Annotated in this window: 22 protein-coding genes; 4 read left to right on the forward strand and 18 right to left on the reverse strand. The window is 52.2% G+C overall.

The features are described from left to right. Nucleotides 1-192 precede the first annotated feature (192 nt). The gene (gene katG, locus ACT53G_RS10290) at nucleotides 193-2,373 is read right to left on the reverse strand and encodes a catalase/peroxidase HPI (RefSeq protein WP_476169360.1); all 2,181 of its coding nucleotides are present in this window, start codon (nucleotides 2,371-2,373) and stop codon (nucleotides 193-195) included. 321 nt (nucleotides 2,374-2,694) lie between these two features. Here katG and ACT53G_RS10295 point away from each other — a divergent pair, with 321 nt between their 5' ends. Then, nucleotides 2,695-3,600 (forward strand): hydrogen peroxide-inducible genes activator, encoded by a 906-nt coding sequence (locus tag ACT53G_RS10295; protein WP_275357322.1) that lies wholly within the window; start codon nucleotides 2,695-2,697, stop codon nucleotides 3,598-3,600. A 12-nt stretch (nucleotides 3,601-3,612) separates the two neighbouring features. On the opposite strand, the gene ACT53G_RS10300 is transcribed toward ACT53G_RS10295, so the two are convergent. From ACT53G_RS10300 to cutA, 8 genes are all read right to left on the reverse strand, one after another. After that, nucleotides 3,613-4,458 (reverse strand): DUF3426 domain-containing protein, encoded by an 846-nt coding sequence (locus tag ACT53G_RS10300; protein WP_476169361.1) that lies wholly within the window; start codon nucleotides 4,456-4,458, stop codon nucleotides 3,613-3,615. Beyond that, on the reverse strand, nucleotides 4,449-5,351 hold the full coding sequence (gene prmA, locus ACT53G_RS10305; RefSeq protein WP_194749585.1) for a 50S ribosomal protein L11 methyltransferase: 903 nt from the start codon (nucleotides 5,349-5,351) through the stop codon (nucleotides 4,449-4,451). The genes ACT53G_RS10300 and prmA overlap by 10 nt, the downstream gene beginning before the upstream one ends. 2 nt (nucleotides 5,352-5,353) lie before the next feature. Next, nucleotides 5,354-6,703, reverse strand: a complete 1,350-nt coding sequence (gene accC, locus ACT53G_RS10310) for an acetyl-CoA carboxylase biotin carboxylase subunit (RefSeq protein ID WP_194749586.1) — start codon at nucleotides 6,701-6,703, stop codon at nucleotides 5,354-5,356. Nucleotides 6,704-6,815: 112 nt separating this feature from the next. Beyond that, nucleotides 6,816-7,268: an acetyl-CoA carboxylase biotin carboxyl carrier protein gene (gene accB / locus ACT53G_RS10315; RefSeq protein ID WP_194749587.1), complete on the reverse strand. Its 453-nt coding sequence runs from the start codon at nucleotides 7,266-7,268 to the stop codon at nucleotides 6,816-6,818. 32 nt (nucleotides 7,269-7,300) lie between these two features. Continuing rightward, nucleotides 7,301-7,738: a type II 3-dehydroquinate dehydratase gene (gene aroQ / locus ACT53G_RS10320; RefSeq protein ID WP_275357328.1), complete on the reverse strand. Its 438-nt coding sequence runs from the start codon at nucleotides 7,736-7,738 to the stop codon at nucleotides 7,301-7,303. Nucleotides 7,739-7,928: 190 nt separating this feature from the next. Next, nucleotides 7,929-8,465 (reverse strand): TlpA family protein disulfide reductase, encoded by a 537-nt coding sequence (locus ACT53G_RS10325; RefSeq protein WP_338656020.1) that lies wholly within the window; start codon nucleotides 8,463-8,465, stop codon nucleotides 7,929-7,931. Further along, nucleotides 8,458-10,230, reverse strand: a complete 1,773-nt coding sequence (gene dsbD / locus ACT53G_RS10330) for a protein-disulfide reductase DsbD (protein WP_476169473.1) — start codon at nucleotides 10,228-10,230, stop codon at nucleotides 8,458-8,460. The genes ACT53G_RS10325 and dsbD overlap by 8 nt, the downstream gene beginning before the upstream one ends. 43 nt (nucleotides 10,231-10,273) lie before the next feature. After that, nucleotides 10,274-10,582, reverse strand: coding sequence for a divalent-cation tolerance protein CutA (gene cutA, locus ACT53G_RS10335; protein ID WP_409934465.1), 309 nt, complete (start codon nucleotides 10,580-10,582; stop codon nucleotides 10,274-10,276). A 57-nt stretch (nucleotides 10,583-10,639) separates the two neighbouring features. Here cutA and ACT53G_RS10340 point away from each other — a divergent pair, with 57 nt between their 5' ends. Both ACT53G_RS10340 and ACT53G_RS10345 read left to right on the forward strand, forming a co-directional pair. Next, nucleotides 10,640-11,095 (forward strand): FxsA family protein, encoded by a 456-nt coding sequence (locus ACT53G_RS10340; protein WP_476169362.1) that lies wholly within the window; start codon nucleotides 10,640-10,642, stop codon nucleotides 11,093-11,095. Between the two features lie 20 nt (nucleotides 11,096-11,115). Further along, nucleotides 11,116-12,126, forward strand: a complete 1,011-nt coding sequence (locus ACT53G_RS10345) for a CDP-6-deoxy-delta-3,4-glucoseen reductase (protein WP_476169363.1) — start codon at nucleotides 11,116-11,118, stop codon at nucleotides 12,124-12,126. A 113-nt stretch (nucleotides 12,127-12,239) separates the two neighbouring features. Here the strand turns inward: ACT53G_RS10345 and ACT53G_RS10350 are convergent, their stop codons facing one another. From ACT53G_RS10350 to rpe, 9 genes are all read right to left on the reverse strand, one after another. Beyond that, a complete protein-coding gene (locus ACT53G_RS10350; RefSeq protein WP_194749594.1) occupies nucleotides 12,240-12,446 on the reverse strand; it encodes a hypothetical protein in 207 nt (68 codons plus the stop codon). Between the two features lie 177 nt (nucleotides 12,447-12,623). Continuing rightward, a complete protein-coding gene (hemB, locus tag ACT53G_RS10355; protein WP_476169364.1) occupies nucleotides 12,624-13,619 on the reverse strand; it encodes a porphobilinogen synthase in 996 nt (331 codons plus the stop codon). Between the two features lie 119 nt (nucleotides 13,620-13,738). Continuing rightward, complete coding sequence (gene trpC, locus ACT53G_RS10360; protein ID WP_476169365.1) at nucleotides 13,739-14,527, reverse strand: indole-3-glycerol phosphate synthase TrpC; 789 nt, start codon at nucleotides 14,525-14,527, stop codon at nucleotides 13,739-13,741. A gap of 16 nt (nucleotides 14,528-14,543) precedes the next feature. Then, a complete protein-coding gene (locus tag ACT53G_RS10365; RefSeq protein WP_313984781.1) occupies nucleotides 14,544-15,032 on the reverse strand; it encodes a DUF3465 domain-containing protein in 489 nt (162 codons plus the stop codon). Beyond that, nucleotides 15,029-16,054, reverse strand: a complete 1,026-nt coding sequence (gene trpD / locus ACT53G_RS10370) for an anthranilate phosphoribosyltransferase (RefSeq protein ID WP_275357566.1) — start codon at nucleotides 16,052-16,054, stop codon at nucleotides 15,029-15,031. The genes ACT53G_RS10365 and trpD overlap by 4 nt, the downstream gene beginning before the upstream one ends. Beyond that, nucleotides 16,054-16,620 (reverse strand): aminodeoxychorismate/anthranilate synthase component II, encoded by a 567-nt coding sequence (locus tag ACT53G_RS10375; RefSeq protein WP_026295541.1) that lies wholly within the window; start codon nucleotides 16,618-16,620, stop codon nucleotides 16,054-16,056. The genes trpD and ACT53G_RS10375 overlap by 1 nt, the downstream gene beginning before the upstream one ends. Before the next feature lies 1 nt (nucleotide 16,621). Then, nucleotides 16,622-18,139 (reverse strand): anthranilate synthase component I, encoded by a 1,518-nt coding sequence (gene trpE / locus ACT53G_RS10380; RefSeq protein ID WP_476169366.1) that lies wholly within the window; start codon nucleotides 18,137-18,139, stop codon nucleotides 16,622-16,624. A 179-nt stretch (nucleotides 18,140-18,318) separates the two neighbouring features. Further along, nucleotides 18,319-19,011, reverse strand: coding sequence for a phosphoglycolate phosphatase (locus tag ACT53G_RS10385; protein ID WP_338655848.1), 693 nt, complete (start codon nucleotides 19,009-19,011; stop codon nucleotides 18,319-18,321). A gap of 18 nt (nucleotides 19,012-19,029) precedes the next feature. Then, complete coding sequence (rpe, locus tag ACT53G_RS10390) at nucleotides 19,030-19,737, reverse strand: ribulose-phosphate 3-epimerase (protein WP_049639627.1); 708 nt, start codon at nucleotides 19,735-19,737, stop codon at nucleotides 19,030-19,032. A 215-nt stretch (nucleotides 19,738-19,952) separates the two neighbouring features. Here rpe and hemA point away from each other — a divergent pair, with 215 nt between their 5' ends. Then, on the forward strand, nucleotides 19,953-21,212 hold the full coding sequence (gene hemA, locus ACT53G_RS10395) for a glutamyl-tRNA reductase (RefSeq protein ID WP_476169367.1): 1,260 nt from the start codon (nucleotides 19,953-19,955) through the stop codon (nucleotides 21,210-21,212). The last annotated feature ends 5 nt before the right edge of the window (nucleotides 21,213-21,217 follow it).

The raw sequence follows: 21,217 nt of genomic DNA on the forward strand, positions 1-21,217 counted from the left end.
ACAGTTTTGCAGACTTGCCGTGGCCATAGAAATTTCACGATTGAAAATGCATGGGCGCACGTTGCTTACGCCTGGCAAATGTCAGTGATACGCATCATGACCAATGTCTGCATACATACTAATCCATCAATAAAAAAGCGCCTTGATCCCTCAAGGCGCTTGGCATGACGACAGAGTCACAGAAATTTTTAATTATTTAAGATCAAAACGATCCGCATGCATGACCTTGCTCCAGGCGGCGACAAAGTCGTGCACAAACTTCTGCTTGGCATCATCTTGTGCATACACCTCGGCATAAGAACGCAGGATGGAGTTGGAGCCAAACACCAGATCCACACGGGTAGCCGTCCATTTAACTGCACCTGTGTTGCGCTCACGGACTTCATACAGGTTGTTGCCAGCAGGCACCCAGGTGTAGCGCATATCGGTCAGGTTGACAAAAAAGTCATTGCTGAGCACACCAGGCTGATCGGTAAATACACCGTGCTTGCTCCCACCGTGATTGGTATCCAGCACACGCATCCCACCCACAAGGACGGTCATTTCTGGTGCAGTCAGACCCATCAGCTGGGTACGGTCCAGCAGCATTTCTTCTGCCGAGGGTACGTAGTCGGCCTTGAGCCAGTTGCGGTAACCATCATGCACAGGTTCCAGCACCTCAAAAGACTCAATGTCTGTCTGCTCTGCCGTCGCATCACCACGGCCTGCAACAAACGGTACTGTGATGTTCACTCCGGCGGCTTGGGCGGCTTGCTCAACGGCAGCAGAACCACCGAGGACAATCAGGTCAGCGATGCTGACAGGTTTGCCAAAGCCCTGCTGTATGCCTTCGAGCACGGTCAGCACTTTTTGCAGTCTGACGGGCTCGTTGCCTACCCAGTCTTTTTGTGGCGCCAGACGAATACGTGCACCATTTGCGCCCCCGCGGTAGTCTGAGGCACGGAAAGTACGTGCGCTATCCCAAGCGGTCGCGACCAGTTCTGCGGTGCTTAAGCCGCTCGCCAGAATGTGTGCTTTGAGTGCAGCAATGTCTGTCTCGCTGATGGCTGAACCTGCAGGCACCGGATCTTGCCATATCAGATCCTCTTGCGGCACATCCGGGCCGATGTAACGGGCTTTGGGACCCATGTCACGGTGTGTCAGCTTGAACCAGGCACGGGCAAACACTTCAGAGAAATACGCCTGGTCGTCACGGAATCGCTCCGAGATTTTGCGGTAAATCGGGTCCTTGATCATGGCCATATCCGCATCTGTCATGATGGGGTTATAACGGATGCTAGGATCCTCGACATCGACTGGCTTGTCTTCTTCCTTGATGTTCACGGGCTCCCATTGCCATGCACCGGCCGGGCTCTTTTTAAGTTCCCAGTCATGGTTAAACAGCATGGCAAAGTAACCGTTATCCCATTGGGTCGGGTGTGTGGTCCAGGCACCTTCAATGCCGCTGGTCACCGTATCCCGGCCCACCCCGCGTCTGGTGTGGTTGTTCCAACCCATCCCTTGCTCATGTACGTCGGCGGCTTCCGGGTCGACACCAAGGTTGCTGGCCTGGCCGTTACCGTGTGCTTTGCCCACTGTGTGGCCGCCTGCCGTCAGCGCAACCGTTTCCTCGTCATTCATCGCCATGCGGGCAAAGGTAACGCGGATATCCTGCGCGGTTTTCAGCGGATCAGGGTTGCCATCCACGCCTTCCGGGTTCACATAAATCAGGCCCATCATCACGGCAGCCAGCGGGTTTTCGAGGTCACGCTGACCAGAATAGCGGCTACCTTCGCTACCGGTTTTTGCCAGCCACTCTTTTTCATTGCCCCAATAGATATCTTTTTCCGGGTGCCAGATATCCTCACGGCCAAAAGCAAATCCGAAAGTCTTGAGGCCCATGGACTCATAAGCAATCGTGCCCGCAAGTACAATCAGGTCCGCCCAGGAGATCTTGTTGCCATATTTTTTCTTGATCGGCCACAGCAGGCGGCGCGCTTTATCTAGGTTGACGTTATCAGGCCAGCTGTTGAGTGGTGCAAAGCGCTGGTTACCTGTACCTGCGCCACCACGGCCATCTGCTACGCGATAAGTCCCGGCGGCGTGCCAGGCCATGCGAATCATCAAGCCACCATAATGACCCCAATCTGCAGGCCACCATGCCTGGCTGTCCGTCATCAAGGCATGCATGTCCTTTTTAAGCGCATCTACATTCAGCGTGGATACTTCCTGTCTATAGTCAAATGACTCACCAAGCGGATTGGTTTTACGGTCATGCTGATGCAAGATATCCAGATTGAGGGCGTTCGGCCACCAATTCGTATTGGTTTGTGCGGTTGTCGTGATTGCGCCATGCGCGAATGGGCACTTGGCGCCCGTGTTTTGATTCTGCATGTGTTAGCTCCTTGTTGTTAATTGATGAGTGCGGCAAAAAATTCATCAAGACTCAAATATACTACGCCTTGATTGTTACGATAATAATTTGATATAAAATAAACTACAGAGTTAAAAACTGGCAGCGTAAGCGGCTAAAGCTTCCTGCCACACGGCTGATTCCTGATTAAGCCAGGTCCACATCTTGTCTCCTTATGTTGTCATCCATGCATCGCATTCTAGGGCGCTCCATTTAATTTGTATAATTGTATGTTTTGATATTATTGATTAATAAAATTAATGTATATAGAATAGTGATGGTGAAAACAGCGAGACAAGCAAATGACCTTGATTGAATTAAAGTTTGTATTGGCGGTGGCGCAAGAGAGAAACTTCAGACGCGCAGCAGAAAAATGTTTTGTGACCCAGCCGGCGCTCAGTCTGGGCATCAAAAAACTGGAAGAAGAGCTGGGTGTCTCTCTGTTTGAACGTAACCGCAACGAGGTGACCCCCACCGAAATTGGTGAGCAGATTATTGCACAAGCCAATATCGTGCTGGAGCAAGCAGCCAAGATTAAAGAGATGGCGAAACACGGTAACGATCCGCTCAACGGCCTGTTCAAGCTGGGCATGATTCACTCGGTCGGGCCTTATCTGTTACCCGAAATCATTCCGCCACTCATCCAGGTGGCGCCGCAGATGCCGCTGGAGGTTGAGGAAAACATCACGGCGACCCTGGAGCAGCAGCTGAAGAACGGGCTCATCGATGCGGCTGTAGTCGCCTTACCGTTTGATGTGCCGGGCATTGAAACCTTGCCACTGTATGACGAGGACTTTAATGTCGTCGTACCCGTGAGTCACGCCTGGGCCAAGCGCACATCGGTCGAGGCGGATGAATTGAGCCAGGAGAAAGTGTTATTGCTCAACACCGGGCATTGCTTCAGCAATCAGGTAACCCAGGCTTGCCCCGAGCTCAGCCGTAAAGGCGAAGTGTTACAGGGCAATTCGCTGGAAACAATCAGAAATATGGTGGCTTCGAATTTGGGTATCACTGTGCTGCCAGCCATGGCAACTGCGGCGCGCTATCAGAACGCGCTGATTCGCGTGATCCCATTTACCCGCCCTGCCCCTAGCCGACGTATTGCGCTGGCCTGGCGCAAAAGTTTTGTGCGCAAAGAAGCGATTGAAATATTAGGAAAAGTGATGGCTGAAGTGGGCGCTGCGCAACAACAGATTGACCCGGTTTAGATGCAGAAACAATTAGTAGGCAATGGCGACGCGAAAACCCGTTACCAGTTTTTCGTCTACACCTAACAACACTTTGGCGGACTGCTCTTGCAAGGCCGCCAAGCCATTGCTGGCATCGACCGTCTTGGGCAGATAGTCTTCCGGCTTGAGCGTTTTGCGCAATACCGGCTCATCTGCCGTATTGGTCAAAGTCAGCTCTATCATCGGATAGGCCTGTCGCACCTCACCGTGATTCATGAGCACACTGGAAAACACCAGCACGCCGGCGCGTGTCTTGTGCTCTTGAATATCCGCATCATCTATCGTCAATTGCGCAATATCCCTAGGCAAACCCACTTCACAATGCAGTGGCTTGCATAGCGCTTGCAGCCATGGTTTGGTGTGCGGGTAACTGGCAGCAAGCGTGGTGCGAGAGAAATACAGTGTTTGCAGAAAAAAAGTCACCAGCAGCAGGACAGAAAGCAGGCTATATGCCCAAGGGGAGGCGGGCGTCACCCGGGATTGCGGGCGCTCATCCTCGAGTGAAACATTACGCAGAAAAGCAGGGACTTCAGGCTCAATCGACTCGTCAGGCTGAATAGACAGCTCCGGCATGACTGCTTCAAACGGCTCGTCAGGCACCGGATGCGCCTGTGCGGCCTCGGCACTCACCTGAAAGTAAATCGCAGCATCACTGGCAGGCTGGGGATCTACCGCCTCGCTTGCAGCAGTGGCAGCAGATGACGACAGCAAATGCGAGCGCGCATCAAACACATGGTCACATTCACCGCAGCGCACCTTGCCAGCATAGGCCTGCAATTGCTCGTCAGTGACTTCAAATTGTGTTTGGCAGGCCGGGCAGGCCGTAATCAAGGACATTTTCTGGTTCCCGTCAGCAAGACCCATCCATCTTGCTGGATGGGGGCATCCATTTCAAACCACTCGGCATAATGCGCCAGCAACATCTGCTGCTGGCTCTCCAATATGCCGGATAATGCAACTTTACCGCCAGTTTTGCAAGATTTGGCAATCACTGGGGCCAGCACCATCAAGGCGCTGGAGAGAATATTAGCCACGACCAGATCAAACGGCTCATGCAGGTATTCGGCAGAGTCATAAAAAATGGCCTCGACCTGGTTATTGAGCGCGTTATCACGACTGGCAATCACTGCCTGCGGGTCAATATCAACGCCTGTGGCGGTGTTGGCGCCCAGTTTTTTGGCGGCAATCGCCAAAATGCCTGAGCCACATCCGTAATCAAGGACATTGGCACTGCGCAACAGTGTTTCAGGTAATTGCGCCAACCAGCTCAAACACAAATGCGTGGTCGGATGACTGCCAGTGCCAAATGCCAGGCCCGGATCCAGCACAATATTGATCGCCTCCGCATTCGGCGCCTCATGCCAGGAAGGCACGATCCACAATCTATCGGTCACGCGGATAGGGTCAAACTGGGCTTGCGTGGCCCGCACCCAATCCTGCTCCTCGATCTGCTCTAACTGATATTTGAGACCGTCCAGTTGCAGCTCGGCTTGCACACGGGCCAGTAAACCCTGGACATCGGCTTCAGCATCCAGCATGGCTGTGACAATGTTTTGCTGCCAGATGCCGGGCGGGGGATCCCCCGGCTCGCCAAAAATTGCCTGCTCGGCCAAGGTGTCAGCGTGCGCATCTTCAATGCTGACGGACAACGCACCCTGCTCCATCAGCACATCGCTGAGTGCCTCGGCCTGCGGCTCGGTTGATTGAATTTTTAGTAACAGCCAATGCAAAATTATTTCGAGCTGATACCCAGCTTCTGCTCCAGATAGTGAATGCTGGTGCCGCCCTGCTGGAAAGCCAAGTCGGCCATCAGATCAGAATGCAACGCAGTATTGGTTTTAATGCCTTCGACATACATCTCGGACAAGGCCACGCGCATTCTGGCAATCGCCTGTTCGCGTGTCGCACCATGTGTAATCAGCTTGCCTATCATCGAGTCATAATGCGGTGGCACGGTATAGCCGCCATACACATGCGTATCCATGCGTACGCCAGGGCCGCCAGGCATATGAAAGCGATTGATAAAGCCTGGTGAAGGCACAAAGGTATAAGGATCCTCGGCGTTAATCCGGCATTCGATGGCATGGCCATTGAGCACAATATCGCGCTGACGGAACGGCAGCTTCTCACCGGCAGCGATGAAGATCTGCTGCTGAACCAGGTCGATACCCGTGATCATTTCAGTGACGGTATGCTCCACCTGCAAGCGGGTGTTCATCTCAATAAAGTAGAACTCGCCATTTTCATACAGGAACTCGAAGGTGCCGGCGCCACGGTAACCAATCTTACGGCAGGCCTCGGCACAACGCTCACCAATTTTGTCGCGCAGCCTTTCTGGCAACAAGGGTGAGGGTGCTTCTTCAATAATCTTTTGATGGCGGCGCTGCATGGAGCAATCGCGGTCACCCAAGAACACGGCGTTGCCATGCTGGTCAGCCAGAATCTGGATCTCGATATGGCGCGGGTTTTCAAGGAATTTTTCCATGTAAACCATCGGGTTGCCAAAGGCAGCCTGTGCCTCGGCTTTGGTCATATTGACCGCATTGAGCAAGGCGGCTTCGGTATGCACCACGCGCATGCCACGACCACCGCCACCACCCGCTGCTTTAATAATCACCGGGTAGCCTACGCGTTTGGCCGTTTTAATGATTTCAGCCGGATCATCATTCAGCGCACCATCTGAGCCAGGCACACATGGCACACCCGCCGCTTTCATGGAGTCCTTGGCAGACACCTTGTCACCCATCAGGCGAATGGTCTCTGCGCGGGGGCCGATAAAGACAAAACCGCTTTGTTCAACCCGCTCGGCAAAGTCGGCATTCTCGGATAAAAAGCCATACCCAGGGTGAATCGCTTGCGCATCCGTCACTTCAGCCGCACTGATCACGGCAGGAATATTCAGGTAGCTTTTTGCAGAAGGTGCTGGACCGATACAGACAGACTCATCGGCCAGCTTGACATATTTGGCATCACGGTCAGCCTCAGAGTGCACAGCTACCGTTTTAATCCCCAACTCACGACAAGCACGTTGCACGCGCAAGGCAATTTCGCCGCGGTTGGCAATCAGGATTTTCTCGAACATTATTTACTCCGCGTCTCAATAGCCGCTAGACAATTAAACTTCGTTGCTGCGAAACCCGCAGAGGGCTGCTGGTCGCCGCCACGGGCAATCAGTACTTTTTCAACCATCACGATTAACCAATCAGGAACAGAGGCTCGCCGTATTCCACAGGCTGACCGTTTTCAACGAAAATCTTTTTGATCGTGCCCGCATATTCACTCTCAATTTCGTTGAGCAGCTTCATGGCTTCAATAATGCACAGGGTGTCCCCTGTATTGACCGTGCTACCAACATCGACGAACGCTTTTGCATCTGGAGAAGACGCGCGATAGAACGTACCGACCATCGGTGATTTAACTACCGTGCCTTCTAGCACTTCTGCCGCTGCAACGGCGGGAGCAGCGGCTGCTGCGGGTGCCGCTGCAGGCGCGGAAACAGGCGCAGCGACATATTGAGTCACTGGTGCAGCACCCGGTGCCATGGCGCGACTGATACGTACCTTCTCTTCACCCTCAGTCAGTTCCAGCTCGGAAATCCCCGATTCCTCGACCAGATCAATCAGTTTTTTGAGTTTGCGTAAATCCATATTAGCCTCGAATGTAAATGTTTTAAATGTTATTAGCGTTGTTGGATGTAGCGATAGGCGGCGTAGTATCCCTCTGCGCCCAAACCGCAGATGACGGCGGTTGCCAGATCGCTGAAATAAGAATGATGCCGGAATGACTCGCGGGCATGCACATTGGAGAGATGCACTTCAATGAATGGAATGTTCACTGCCGAAAGGGCATCCCTGATGGCAATAGAAGTATGTGTGAAGGCGGCAGGATTGATAATGACGTAATCCACCCGGTTCACAGACAATGCATGAATTTTCTCTATGATCTCCGCCTCAGAGTTGCTCTGAAAGGATTCAAGACGTACCTGATCGGCCCGCGCCAATTCCAGCAGATGCTGGTTGATATCTGCAAGCGTTTGGCTACCGTAGTGCTGTGGCTCACGTGTCCCCAGCATATTCAAGTTGGGTCCATGTATCACCAGGATGGATTTGGCGCCCATTTCAGATGCCTCTCAAAGAGAAAAATACAACCTTCATGGCGTCGAAGTTTGCCGAAGTTATTGCATTTTGTCCAGTAAAATTCGCAATTTGGAACAAATGGAAAGTCGCCAAAACGGCAGCAACTGGTACAGATCAGGCGACAAACCTAAGCCATAAGCGGCCTGTTTGCGCACAGAACTGGGCAGGCATTTAGGGCAAGTTGAGTGCTTTTTGCAGCATTTGGCGATTGACTCTGCCGAAGAAGGTGTGTGTCAATTGGCCGTTGGCAGAAATCACCACGGTGTAAGGTAATACGCCTTTGGTGTTGCCCAGTTGCTCGGCCAAAGGCATGCCTTCATTCTCGGCAATTAACAAAGGATAACTGACGGGCGTACTCTCCGCGAACTCATGCACAGCGGCTGCCTCGTCAATGGCTAGGCCTAATACTGCAATTTCGGGGTGTTCGGCCGCCAGTGCTGAGATTTCTGGCATTTCTTCACGGCAAGGCTCACACCATGTCGCCCAAAAATTCATAATGACAGGCTTGCCTTTAAAGCTTGAAAGCGCATACGTCCTGCCACCAGCATCCTGCAAACCGACGCTCCATACCGCGTCAGGCACCATCATCGCCGTTTGAGTAGGGGCAGAAGTCATCCATTGATCACGGTGAAGGTAAAGCCAACGGAATCCGCTACCGAGAACAACGATCAGTAATATCGTCATGACCAAACGCGCAATATTATGCATGTGCAGACTTCTCCATGGCGCTTAAAGGTAACTTGCGCAAGCGGTCAAGAAATTGTGTGGCGTCCTGATAGCCTTTGATCACAGGTTGCAACGGCCGTCCCTGCGCATCAAAAAACACGATCCCTGGCGGCCCGAACAATTCAAAGCGCTTGAGCAATGCGGCATCTTCCGCCCGGTTTTCGGTCACATCTGCCTGCAACAGCACCACATCTTTGAGCGCAGCCCGCACTTCTGGCTGGCTAAAGACAAACTGCTCATATTCTTTGCACGAGACACACCAGTCCGCGTAAAAATCCAGCATCACGGGCTTGCCCCGCGCGGCCGCAAGCGCATTTTCGAGCGCTTGTACACTTTGCACGCGTTTGAATGGCAGTACTTGCACATCCGTCGCCGAAGCAGACATGACCCCTTGCAAAGGTTGTAGCGGTGAGCGTGCGCCCGACCAGGCACCCACCAGCAGCGCGGCGCCATAAAGCAGCAACATGACCGCAAATCCCTTGCAAAGACGCGCGGTGCTCCCCGCATCCGCAGGCAAAGGGTCTATTGCGCGCAGATAAATGGCCGGGACAATACACAAGGCCGCCCATAAAACCAGTTGCGCTGACACAGGCAGCAACGGGCTGACGATCCAGACCGAGACAGCCAACATCAACACCCCAAACAAACGACGAACGGCATTCATCCATTCGCCCGCCTTGGGCAAGACCGTGCCCGCTGAAGCACCAATCAGCAATAACGGTACGCCCATGCCCAGCGACAATGAAAACAATGCCACCGCGCCCAGCACCACATCATGCGTCTGGCTGATATAAAGCAGCGCACCCGCCAGCGGCGCGGCGACACAAGGGCTGATGATCAAGGCAGATATGGCCCCCATCAAGAAATCGCTGGCCAGATGGCCACCCTTGAAACGACTGCTCCAGTTAAAAAAGTAATTTTCAACCGCTGACGGCAGTTTGAGCTCGTAAAAGCCGAACATGGAGAATGAGAGCACCACAAAAATCAGGGCACCGATGATCAGGGCGGCAGGCGTTTGCAGCGCGCTGCTCAAGAGTTGCCCAGAGAGGCCGGCGGCGACGCCAGCCAGGGTATAAGTGAGGCACATGCCCAGCGTGTATGCCAATGACAAGGTAAACGCCTTGCCACGCGACACATGGGCATTTTTGCCCACAATAATCCCAGACAAAATAGGAATCATCGGGAACACGCAAGGGGTGAATGCCAGCAACAGGCCTGCACCAAAAAAGCCTGCCACAATCTGCCACCAGTGGCCAGAGGCCAAAAGCTTGCCAGAAAACTCGTCCGCACTCTCCGCGTTGACGGGCTGTGCACTGCGAATATTATCCGCCGAGGCAACCGCGTCCAATGAAAGTGATTTGGTTTGTGGGGGATAACACAGGCCTTTTTCACTACAGCCTTGATAGCGTACTTGCAACACCTGAGGGGCGGCCCCTGCAAACGTGACCTCGGCCACGGTATCGTGGTGAAACACCTGCTGTTCGCCAAAATTGGGATCATGCTTGGTTTCACCGGCTGGCAAGCTGAGCTGTGTCGTGTCGCTGGCCGGTAAGAGTTGTATGCGGCCTCTATATAAATAGTGGCCTGGTGCTACAGTAAACCGGATCTGGGCATGCGTGGCATCCGTCAGTGCCGCATCGACCTTGAATGCCTGATCGACAGGCAAAAAATCTTCGCTGCTATCTTCAGTGAATAGTTTTGAGAATTGTGACGCCGCGTGCACAGGCAACACCATCACGCACAACATGACCAGCACCCATGCTACTTTAAACCCATTTTTGATCAACGCTTCACTCCTGCATCCCTGTCTCGGCCGCCACCCATGCCAAATATTCCGGCAAACCCTCGCTCACATGGATGCCTACAATCTCTGGAAGTTCATAAGGATGCAGCATTCTAAGCCTGGCCGCACAGGCGGCATACCCCTGCCGCGTGGTTTTAATGCTCAGGGCAATTTCTTCCGCTTGCTCAATCTGCCCTTGCCAGCGATAAATAGAGGTGACCGGACTTGAAATATTGACGCATGCCGCCAACTTGTCTGTAAGCAACGTCTGCGCGATATGCTCGGCACATGCCTTGTTCGGCACATGCGTAAACACGATTATAATTTCCTCTTTTGGCGTCATCGCGCGCTGACTCACAGACAGGATTCTGACATGCGTTTTCTCATCCTTGCTATTCTACTGGCTTTTCCGTTTCTGGAGATAGCGGTCCTGATCGAACTCAGTCAGCGCTATGGCTGGTGGGTCTTGGTCTACCTGATCATGATCGGCTACCTGGGCCTCAAGCTGATTCGTGGTGAAAAAGACCTGATCGCGTCACGCTTGTTTCAGCAAATGACGGCCGGTGGCAACCCGGTAGCCGCCATCTTTTCCACTGCCAGAAACTTGCTGGCCGGAGTATTACTCCTGATTCCGGGCGTCATTAGCGATGTCATTGCCGTGATTCTGTTACTGATTCCAACCAACAACCCAACCGTCAGCGGGCAGCATCAACAACCCCATGCACGCTACCGTCACAGCGCGAATGACGAGGTGATTGAGGGGGAATTTACCGAAGTCCCTGAAAGCAAACCGGTAGATAATGTCGTGCATCTCCCCCGCAAAGATTAACTCTTGGAAAATATCGTCTTATGAACCGTGTCCTGATTGAAAACAGTGGCCATACCTTTGATGTCCGCCCCAGCCAAACCGTGCTCGAAGCCGCCATTGAAGCGGGTATCAACTTACCCTATGGCTGCCGTAATGGCGCTTGCGGCGCCTGCAAAGGCAAGGTACTGACCGGCAAAGTCATGCATGATGATTACCAAGGCAACGCCTTGACCGATGCCGAGCTTGCAGCTGGCATGGCTTTGTTTTGCTGTGCCAGACCCCTTGAAGACCTGGTCATTGAATGCCGCCAGATCGATATGGTGCAAGGCATCAAACCGCGCATTTTGCCGGTACGCATTCAACACAAACAGCAGTTCGGCGACGATGTAATGGTCTTGCACCTGCAATTGCCTGCCACTGAACAACTGACCTTTATGGCTGGACAATACATCGAATTTTTACTCAAGGATGGCCGCCGCCGGGCTTTCTCCATCGCCAATGCGCCACATGAAAAAGGGTTTATTGAATTGCATATCCGTAAAATTGCTGGCGGGCATTTTACCGAGCAAGTGTTCAATGACATGCCGCTTAAAACCATATTGCGTATGGAAGCGCCTCTCGGCAGTTTTTTCCTGCGAGAGCAAAACCAAAAACCCATCATTATGGTGGCCGGTGGTACGGGGTTTGCACCGGTCAAAGGCATGATAGAACACATGATTTTCAATCAGATCCAGCGCCCCGTTTACCTCTACCGCGGCGCGAGACGAACCGGCGACTTATATATGGATGACCTCTGCCAGCGCTGGACACAGTTTATGCCTAACATTCAGTATATCCCCGTCATTTCTGACGGTCACGACGACGATGGCTGGCAAGGCCGCCGTGGCCTGGTGCATCAAGCCGTATTGGAAGATCACGCAGACTTAAGTGGATTCGAAGTCTACGCTTGCGGCGCACCTGGCATGGTGGATATTGCGAAAGAAACTTTTGTAAAGCAAGGGTTACCAGAGGAAGAGTTTTATAGTGATGCGTTTACGTTTGCGCCTAAATAAGCAATCTCTATAGTTTTTTATTCGTTTGCGGCAACGGCGATTAGTAAAGCGCACTTCATCGAGAAGAATACTTGCATCAATTATCTAAGGTTTATTTCGCCGGTAAGCGAAACCTACTGCTGATGGTTGCCGGAAGATCGCAAATGTACGATAAATGTTTCCACATCATCTGGCGGGTAAATTCCCACATTTTTTCGGACTTGATAAAGCAAATCACTTAGCAATTTATCATGTTCATCTAACGGTAAGTCCTTACTTAATGTAATGGCTTCAACAAATTTATAGAGTTCATTAAGCACCAATTGAGGAGCAAATAACATTAAATTATTCACCGCCTTCGAAAACTTTTTCTGGTTTTAATGTGTATGCTCGCCATTAACCACCCCAATCAAACTATCCACAAATGCTTTGTAATAAGCTAGTTTTTCTTTACGCCACTCAGCTTCTCGCTCTTTTTTCTTAGTAATCCAGAATTTGAGCAAAAATCGCACTCATCGTTATGCTTTTAACCATCTTGCGATATCCATCGCATAATAAGTCAGTACGCCGTCCGCTCCGGCGCGTTTAAAACCAAGCATCGCTTCCAGCACACAGGCTTTTTCATCCAGCCAGCCATTTTGTGCAGCGGCTTTGAGCATGGCGTATTCACCGCTAACATGATATGCATAAGTCGGTACGCCAAACTCGTCTTTGACACGGCGTACGATATCCAGATAGGGCATGCCTGGTTTAACCATGACCATATCCGCGCCCTCTTCCAAATCCAGTGCGACTTCTTTTAATGCTTCATCAGAATTGGCTGGGTCCATCTGGTAGTTGTATTTGTTGCTTTTGCCCAGATTGGCCGCTGAACCGACCGCATCGCGGAAAGGACCGTAAAACGCTGAGGCGTATTTGGCAGAGTAAGCAAGAATTCGCGTGTAGATGTAGACTTGCTCTTCAAGCGCATCACGAATGGCGCCAATACGGCCATCCATCATGTCAGAGGGCGCAACTACATCTGCACCCGCTTCTGCGTGACATAACGCCTGCTTGACCAGCACTTCAACCGTTTCGTCATTCAGGACATAGCCGGTATCGTCGATCAAGCCATCCTGGCCGTGAGTGGTGTACGGGTCTAAAGCCACGTCAGTGATCACGCCCAAGTCCGGGAAAGCCTTTTTCAAGGCACGCACAGTCCGTGGCACCAAGCCTTCAGGGTTATAAGCTTCTTTGGCATCTAGGCTTTTAAATTCTTGTGGCACCACCGGAAATAAAGCCAGCGCGGGAATACCTAGTTTTACGCACTCTTCAGCGGTCTTGAGCAGCACATCCAGGCTTTGACGCTGTACGCCAGGCATCGATTTGACTTCTTCAATCGCGCCTTCACCCTCAAGCACAAACACCGGGTAAATCAAGTCATTGGTGGTGAGAACGTTTTCACGCATCAAGCGACGTGAAAATTCGTCTTTGCGCATACGGCGTGGACGGATGGCTAAAAATTGATTACTCATATCGATTCCTTTTTTGACCACAGCATCTGGTCAAATTGCTTGCGCTTTCAATCATTGCGCCTGATTTGGATACGCTCATGCAGGGCATACCTTTGCACTCACGCTGTTTAAAACTTCTCCTAACCAAAGACCCTGGCGAGTTCTGCACCTGGATCCTCTTGCCGCATAAATGCTTCGCCGACCAAAAAGCCATTCACCTGATGGCTGCGCATCAAAGCCACATCCTCTGGTGTGAAGATGCCAGACTCAGTGACGACAAAACGGTCTTCCGGCATGTTCTCGAGCAGGTCGAGCGTGGTTTGCAAGGTGACATCGAACGTGCGCAAATTGCGGTTGTTGATTCCCAGTAGCGGCGTTTCCAGTTGCAGCGCGAGTTCAAGCTCATCCGCGTCATGGACTTCGACGAGTACCGCCATGCCCAGATTGTGAGCGGTCAGCTCCAGTTCCTGCATTTGTGACAGTTCGAGAGCAGCCACGATCAGCAACACGCAGTCAGCGCCCATGGCTCGGGCTTCGTAAATCTGATAAGGATCTATCATGAAATCCTTGCGCAACACGGGCAATTTGCAGGCAGCGCGCGCTTGCTGAAGGTAGGCAGCAGATCCCTGAAAATATTGCTCGTCAGTCAGTACCGATAAACAGGCCGCGCCGCCTTTTTCATAGCTTTTAGCAATGGCGGCCGGATTAAAGTCAGCACGGATGATGCCTTTGGACGGGCTGGCTTTTTTAATTTCAGCAATCACGGCAGGTTTATCTGCATCCACCTTTTTAACAATATTGCCGATAAAGTCACGGCAATCCGGCTGACTTAGCGCTTCCTCACGTATCGCATCCAATGACTTGCTGGCTTGCGCTTTGCTGATTTCTTCACGTTTGGTCGCTAAAATTTTATTTAAAATATCGGACATAATCTGCTCGCATGCCTTATTCGTAAGTGTGATTTTGATGTTTGATCCAGCCATGCTGGTGGCCCTGCGGGTCATGATGCGTCCAGTGCATAATGCCGCCTTTGGGGTTATAAATATATTCGCCTTTAAAACTGATCTGATCCCCTATGTTCAGGCTTTCTACCCTGGGCGCGAGGTCAATATTATGCGCAAATAATAATGTTTGTCCTGGCGACACGCTCACCAGAAACCGCTGGTGCCTGGCACCTTGAGTGTCATCGGGCAACAGCTTCTTCACCGTGCCGCTGCCTTCGAGCCAGACATGACTTTGCTTTTGGGCAAATGCCTGCTTAAGCGCCGCATTCTCTTCAGTGACGAGTCCTGCCGAGAGCGGTTGCAGGTGTACAGACTGCACCTGCGATTTCACCTCTAGCGCAGACTGTGGCTGATTCAGCGGATTGGATTGCTCTGCTTGCTGGCAGGCGGCCAGCAGACAGAATATTGCAATCAGCGCCCCTTGTTTCATGCTGCCTGACTCAAGGCCTTCAATTGTTGCAGTTTACGCAACGCTGCGCCTGAATCAATCGATTGCGCGGCTTGCGCAATGCCTGATGGCAAGTCGCTTGCCAGGCCAGACACATAAATCGCCGCCCCGGCATTGAGCAAGACGATATCGCGGGCAGGGCCTTTTTCGCCAGAGAGCAGGCCTAAGATAATGTCACTCGAATGCTGCGCACTTTCCACATGGATGCTGTTCACATCATGCACGGGCATGCCAAACTGGGTAGGGTTTAAAGTGTATTGACTCACCTGGCCATGCTTGAGCTCGGCCACATAAGTATCCGCTGAAAAAGAAATTTCATCCATTTCATCCGCACTGTGCACCACCATGACATGCTCGCTGCCGAGCTTTTGCAAGGTTTGCGCCAGCAAAGGCACCAGGTCACGGTGAAAAACCCCCATCACCTGACGCTTGGCGCCGGCCGGATTGGTCATGGGGCCTAACAGGTTGAACATGGTACGCACGCCCAGCTCACGGCGCACCGGTGCGGCGTATTTCATGGCCGCATGGTGGTTAGGTGCAAACATAAAGCCGATTCCGGCCTCGTTCACGCAGCGCGCCACTTGCTCAGCCGTTAGGCCAATGTTGACGCCCAGTGCTTCCAGCACATCGGCAGAACCGCTCTTGGACGAAGCGGCCCGGCCACCATGCTTGGCGATTTTGGCGCCGGCCCCGGCCGCCACAAACGCGGATGCGGTAGACACATTAAAGGCTTTGTTGGGCGCGCCGCCGGTGCCGCAGGTGTCAATTAAATGCGTAGAATCGGTAATTTCTACCTTGCTGGACAGGTCGCGCATCACCTGTGCAGCAGCGGCGATTTCGGTGACGGTTTCACCCTTGACGCGCAGGGCCGACAAAAAGCCGGCAATCTGGATTTGAGTAAACTCGCCGCTCATGATCTGCTGCATGATTTCCAGCATTTCTTCATGCGTGAAATCTGTATGGTCAATCAGGCGCTGTAAGGCGATTTTAGGTGTGATGGCCATCAATAGCCTTTCAGGAAGTTATCCAGCAACTCATGCCCATATTCGGTCAGAATAGACTCGGGGTGAAATTGCACGCCTTCCACGGCCAGTGTTTTATGCTTGACGCCCATGATCTCGCCATCTTCGGTCCAGGCCGTAATCTCCAGGCAATCCGGAATAGTTTCGCGCTCGATGACCAGCGAATGGTAACGCGTCGCGGTATAGGGATTAGGCAGGTTTCTGAACACACCGGTATTGGTATGGTGGATCAATGAGGTTTTGCCGTGCATCAGGGTTTTGGCCTTGATGATGTTGCCGCCAAAGGCCTGGCCTATGCTCTGATGCCCCAGGCACACACCCAGCAAAGGAATTTTCCCAGCGAACTCGTGAATCAACGGCACGGAAATCCCGGCTTCATTCGGTGTGCAGGGCCCTGGTGAAATCACAATTTTTTCCGGGGCCATGGCTTTGATCTGCTCCAGCGTGATTTCGTCATTGCGGTGCACATGAACATCTTGCCCCAGCTCGCCGAAATACTGCACGAGGTTGTAGGTAAAAGAGTCGTAGTTATCAATCATCAACAACATATCAGGCTCCTTTTCCTGCATGGGTTTGAACATTGGCTGCCTGGCTATCCAGTCCTGCCTGCACCAGCTCAGCGGCGCGGATGACGGCTTTGGCCTTGTTTTGGGTTTCTTCCCATTCGCTTTGCGGCACCGAGTCAGCCACAATGCCAGCGCCCGCCTGTACATAGAGTTTTTTGTTTTTGATCACGGCCGTACGAATCGCAATTGCCACATCCATATCGCCATTAAAGCCTAAATAGCCGACGGCGCCAGCATAAATGCCACGTTTGGAAGGCTCCAGCTCTGCTATGATTTCCATGGCGCGCACTTTAGGGGCACCAGACACGGTCCCGGCAGGGAAAGTCGCTTTAAGCACGTCAATCGCATCCAAGCCTGGCTTGAGCTGACCTTCAACATTGCTGACGATATGCATGACGTGTGAATAACGCTCTATCGTCATGTTGTCGGTGACTTTCACAGTACCCGTGAGCGCGACGCGACCCACATCATTGCGGCCCAGATCCATCAACTGCACATGCTCGGCACGCTCTTTAGGGTCAGCCAGCAGCTCGGCTTCGAGGGCCAGGTCATGATCACGGTTTTTGCCGCGTGGGCGTGTCCCGGCAATCGGCCGTGATGTCACGGTGGTCTCTTCCAGACGCACCAGAATCTCTGGCGAAGCACCAACCACATGGTGGTCATCCATATCGTAATAGAACATATATGGGGAAGGATTGAGGCTACGTAAAGCGCGGTACAAGCTCAATGGCGAGGCGTCAAAGTCCTGCGACATCCGCTGGCTCAATACCACCTGCATAATGTCGCCTTCTAAAATATATTGCTGTGCCTTTTTGACTGCCGCTTTGAAGTTGTCTTCACCAAACTCAGAAATAGCCGCTGTTTTAGCGCTGGGCAATGCAGCAGGAATTTCTACGCTACACCGTAACTTCCCGACCAAGGTGTGCATGCGTGCGCATGCAGTTTCATAGGCATTGGCTTTAGCCGGGTCAGCATAAACGATGAAATACAGTTTGCCGGAGAGGTTATCCACCACGGCAATTTCTTCTGAAACCATCAACAATATATCTGGCGTACCAATCACATCTGGCTTCTTCTGCTTACCCAGACGTTTTTCAATGTATTGAATAGTCTCATAGCCAAAATAGCCAGCCAGGCCACCGGTAAAGCGCGGCAAACCATCGTAAGGCGGCGTTTTAAAGCGCGCCTGATAGGCCTTGATAAAGTCCAGCGGATTTTGATCGCTATGCGATTCAATGACTTGATGATCCTGAATCACCTGCAATTGCTGCTCACGCACCACAATTCGCGTGGTGGCAGGCAGGCCTATGATCGAATAGCGGCCAAAGCGCTCGCCGCCTTGTACGCTTTCGAGCAGGTAGGAATAAGGTTGATTGGCCAGTTTAAGATACAGTGATAAGGGCGTATCCAGATCGGCAAAGGTTTCTAGCACCAGCGGGATACGGTTGTAGCCTTGCGCCGCCAGCGCGTCGAATTCGGTCTTGCTTAATGTGCTTAACATGATGCTTTTTTCCAGTTTGATTCGTAGAGTGCCGTGCAAACAATCACAGCAGGTCGGTGCAAATGGCGCGCACCTGCGCGTGGGGCAGGACTAGCCCCGCCACGAACGACGCCAGCTTAATACTGGCCAACTGGAAGAATGATGAGCACAAAACATCATGGTAATTAAGGTCTGTTTTTTTATGATCCCTGCTTTAAGAGAGCAGGTAACTCCAGCAAGTTCACCACCTCGGTAAGTTGCTGTACGGTGGCATCCACCGTCGCGACATCAATTTCGCGGCCTTGATTATACCCATAAGGCACGGTGACGACAAAGCATCCGGCAGCATGCGCGGCCTGAATATCCGTCTCCGAATCCCCCACCAGTACCGCTTCAGCAGGCAGCACACCTAGCTTTTGGCAAATATGCAACAAAGGCAAGGGGTCAGGCTTCTTTTTCGGCAAGCTGTCGCCAGAAATAATGACCTCAAAAAAATCAGCCAACCCTGCTTGTTGCAGCAAAGGTAAGGTGAATTTTTCGGGTTTATTGGTCACACAAGCCAGGCGGTAGCCTTGTTTCTTCAGCTGCTGCAAAGCAGGGACAACCCCTGCGAATGGCTGGCTTTGCGTGGCGTTGGCGGTATAAAAATCATGATACAGCGGCTGCGCCTGCGCAAACAAATCGGCCTCCGGCTCCACCTGCACGCTTCCGGTGAGGCAGCGCTTGATCAGGTTTTGCACGCCTTCGCCAATATAAGTGGCGATTTGTGCTTGCGGCAACATGGGTTTGCCCAAAGCCACCAACATACGGTTGGCAGCTTCGGCAATTTGCGGCGCGGTATCCAGCAAGGTGCCGTCCAGATCGAACATCACCAACTTGACTTGAAACCGCATCACAACAGGCTTTTTAAATTAAACAGTGGCTAAAGAAGCACGCATCGCCGCAACAACCGTGTCGTAACGGTTAGGGTCGGTGTCTTTAGGTGAGCCGAAAATTGCGCTGCCTGCAACGAAAGTATCAGCACCGGCTTTGGCGATCTCTGCGATGTTATTGGCGTTCACACCACCGTCCACTTCCAGCCAGATTTGACGGCCAGTTTTTTCGTAATAAGCATCAATGCGTGCTCGCGCTTGTTTCAGTTTGTCCAGCGTGGCAGGAATGAATTTTTGGCCACCAAAGCCTGGGTTCACCGACATCAGCAAAATCATGTCCACTTTATCCATCACGTAATCCAGATAGTGCAATGGTGTCGCTGGGTTAAATACCAAGCCAGACTTACAGCCGCTATCACGGATCAAGGCCAGGCTACGGTCAATATGGTCAGACGCTTCAGGGTGGAAAGTGATGATGTCCGCACCCGCTTTGGCAAAGTCTGGGATGATACGGTCAACAGGTTTCACCATCAGGTGCACGTCGATGAGCGCGCCAACATTGTGTGACAGGTCACGAATCGCGTCACATACCAATGGACCAATGGTCAGGTTAGGCACGTAATGGTTGTCCATCACGTCAAAGTGCACGATATCGGTGCCGGATTTGATCACGTTTTCGATTTCCTGGCCCAACTTGGCAAAGTTGGCAGACAGAATACTGGGGGCAATGCGGAAAGTTTTGTCCATGCGCTTGATGTTCCGTAAATGAATCTAATAAAAAGTTAGCAAAACCAATATTTTAACGCCATTTTGTGACAAATTGACAGGATTCTTGCTTGCCGCCGCCGAATATAAGAAAATGTCGGCACTTTTGACATGGATGCCTCTCCAATTCGCCATGAACCACCTGCAAGCGCCCACGTGTTTCACTTTTGACCCTGTCCCGCAGGTAAAATAGCGCCATGCAACTGTATACCATTGGTGTCAACCACACCACCGCCCCCATTGCCATCCGCGAGAACGTTGCGTTTAACAACGAAACCTTGCCGCAAGCACTGGCTGATCTGGCACGACACAATGTGGCAGAGGTGGCGATCCTGTCCACCTGCAACCGCACCGAAATCTATGTGCAATCCATCCGGCCAGAAGTGGTGATTGATTGGCTGGCAGCGTATCACCGCCTGGAGGCAGACAAGTTGCTGCCCTACACCTACACCTTGAGCAGCCACGAGGCCGTCAAACACGCGTTCCGCGTGGCCAGCGGTCTAGATAGTATGGTGCTGGGCGAGGCGCAAATACTGGGGCAATTCAAGCAGTCAGTCAAAATTGCGCAGGATGCAGGTACGCTGGGCACCCTGCTGCACAAACTGTTTCAACGCACGTTTGAAGTGGCCAAAGAAGTGCGCACCAATACCGATATCGGTGGCAGCTCGATTTCGATGGCTGCTGCGGCGGTAAAACTGGCACAACGTATTTTTGGTGATTTGAGTGCGCAACGGGTGCTGTTTATTGGCGCCGGTGAAATGATAGAGCTCTGTGCCGACCATTTTGCTGCGCAAAAACCGAAAAAAATCACTGTGGCAAACCGTACACTGGAGCGCGGCGAACAACTGGCAGACAAGATTCGCGGCCAGGGCCTCAATGTGCAGGCCATTTTGCTCAACGACCTGCCAGAGCGTTTTCAGGAATTCGACATCGTCATCACCAGCACCGCCAGCCAGCTGCCCATTGTTGGCCTGGGCATGGTCGAGCGCGCTATTAAAGCGCGTAAACACAGACCGATGTTTATGGTAGACCTGGCCGTGCCGCGGGATATCGAGCCCGAAGTTTCCGCGCTCGATGACGTATTTTTGTACACGGTAGATGATTTGGCGCAAGTGGTCTCCGAAGGCCTGGGCAATCGCAAAGAAGCCGCGATAGATGCAGAAATGATCGTCAACGCGCGTGTTGAACATTTTATGCAATGGCTCAAGCAGCGCGAAGCGGTGCCCACCATCAAAGCCCTGCGTGATCAAGTAGACAGCCTACGCAAGGCTGAGGTGGAAAAATCGCTCAAATTGCTGCAAAAAGGCGAGCCGCCCGAAAAAGTAGTCGAACATCTCAGCAATGCACTGACCAACAAGTTTTTGCATGGCCCCAGCCACGCACTCAACAACACCGAAGGCGATGCCCATGCGCACATGGAGCATCTGGTCAAACAACTTTTTCAGTTAAAAGAATAACTTTT

Source organism: Methylophilus sp. DMC18, from assembly GCF_056314005.1.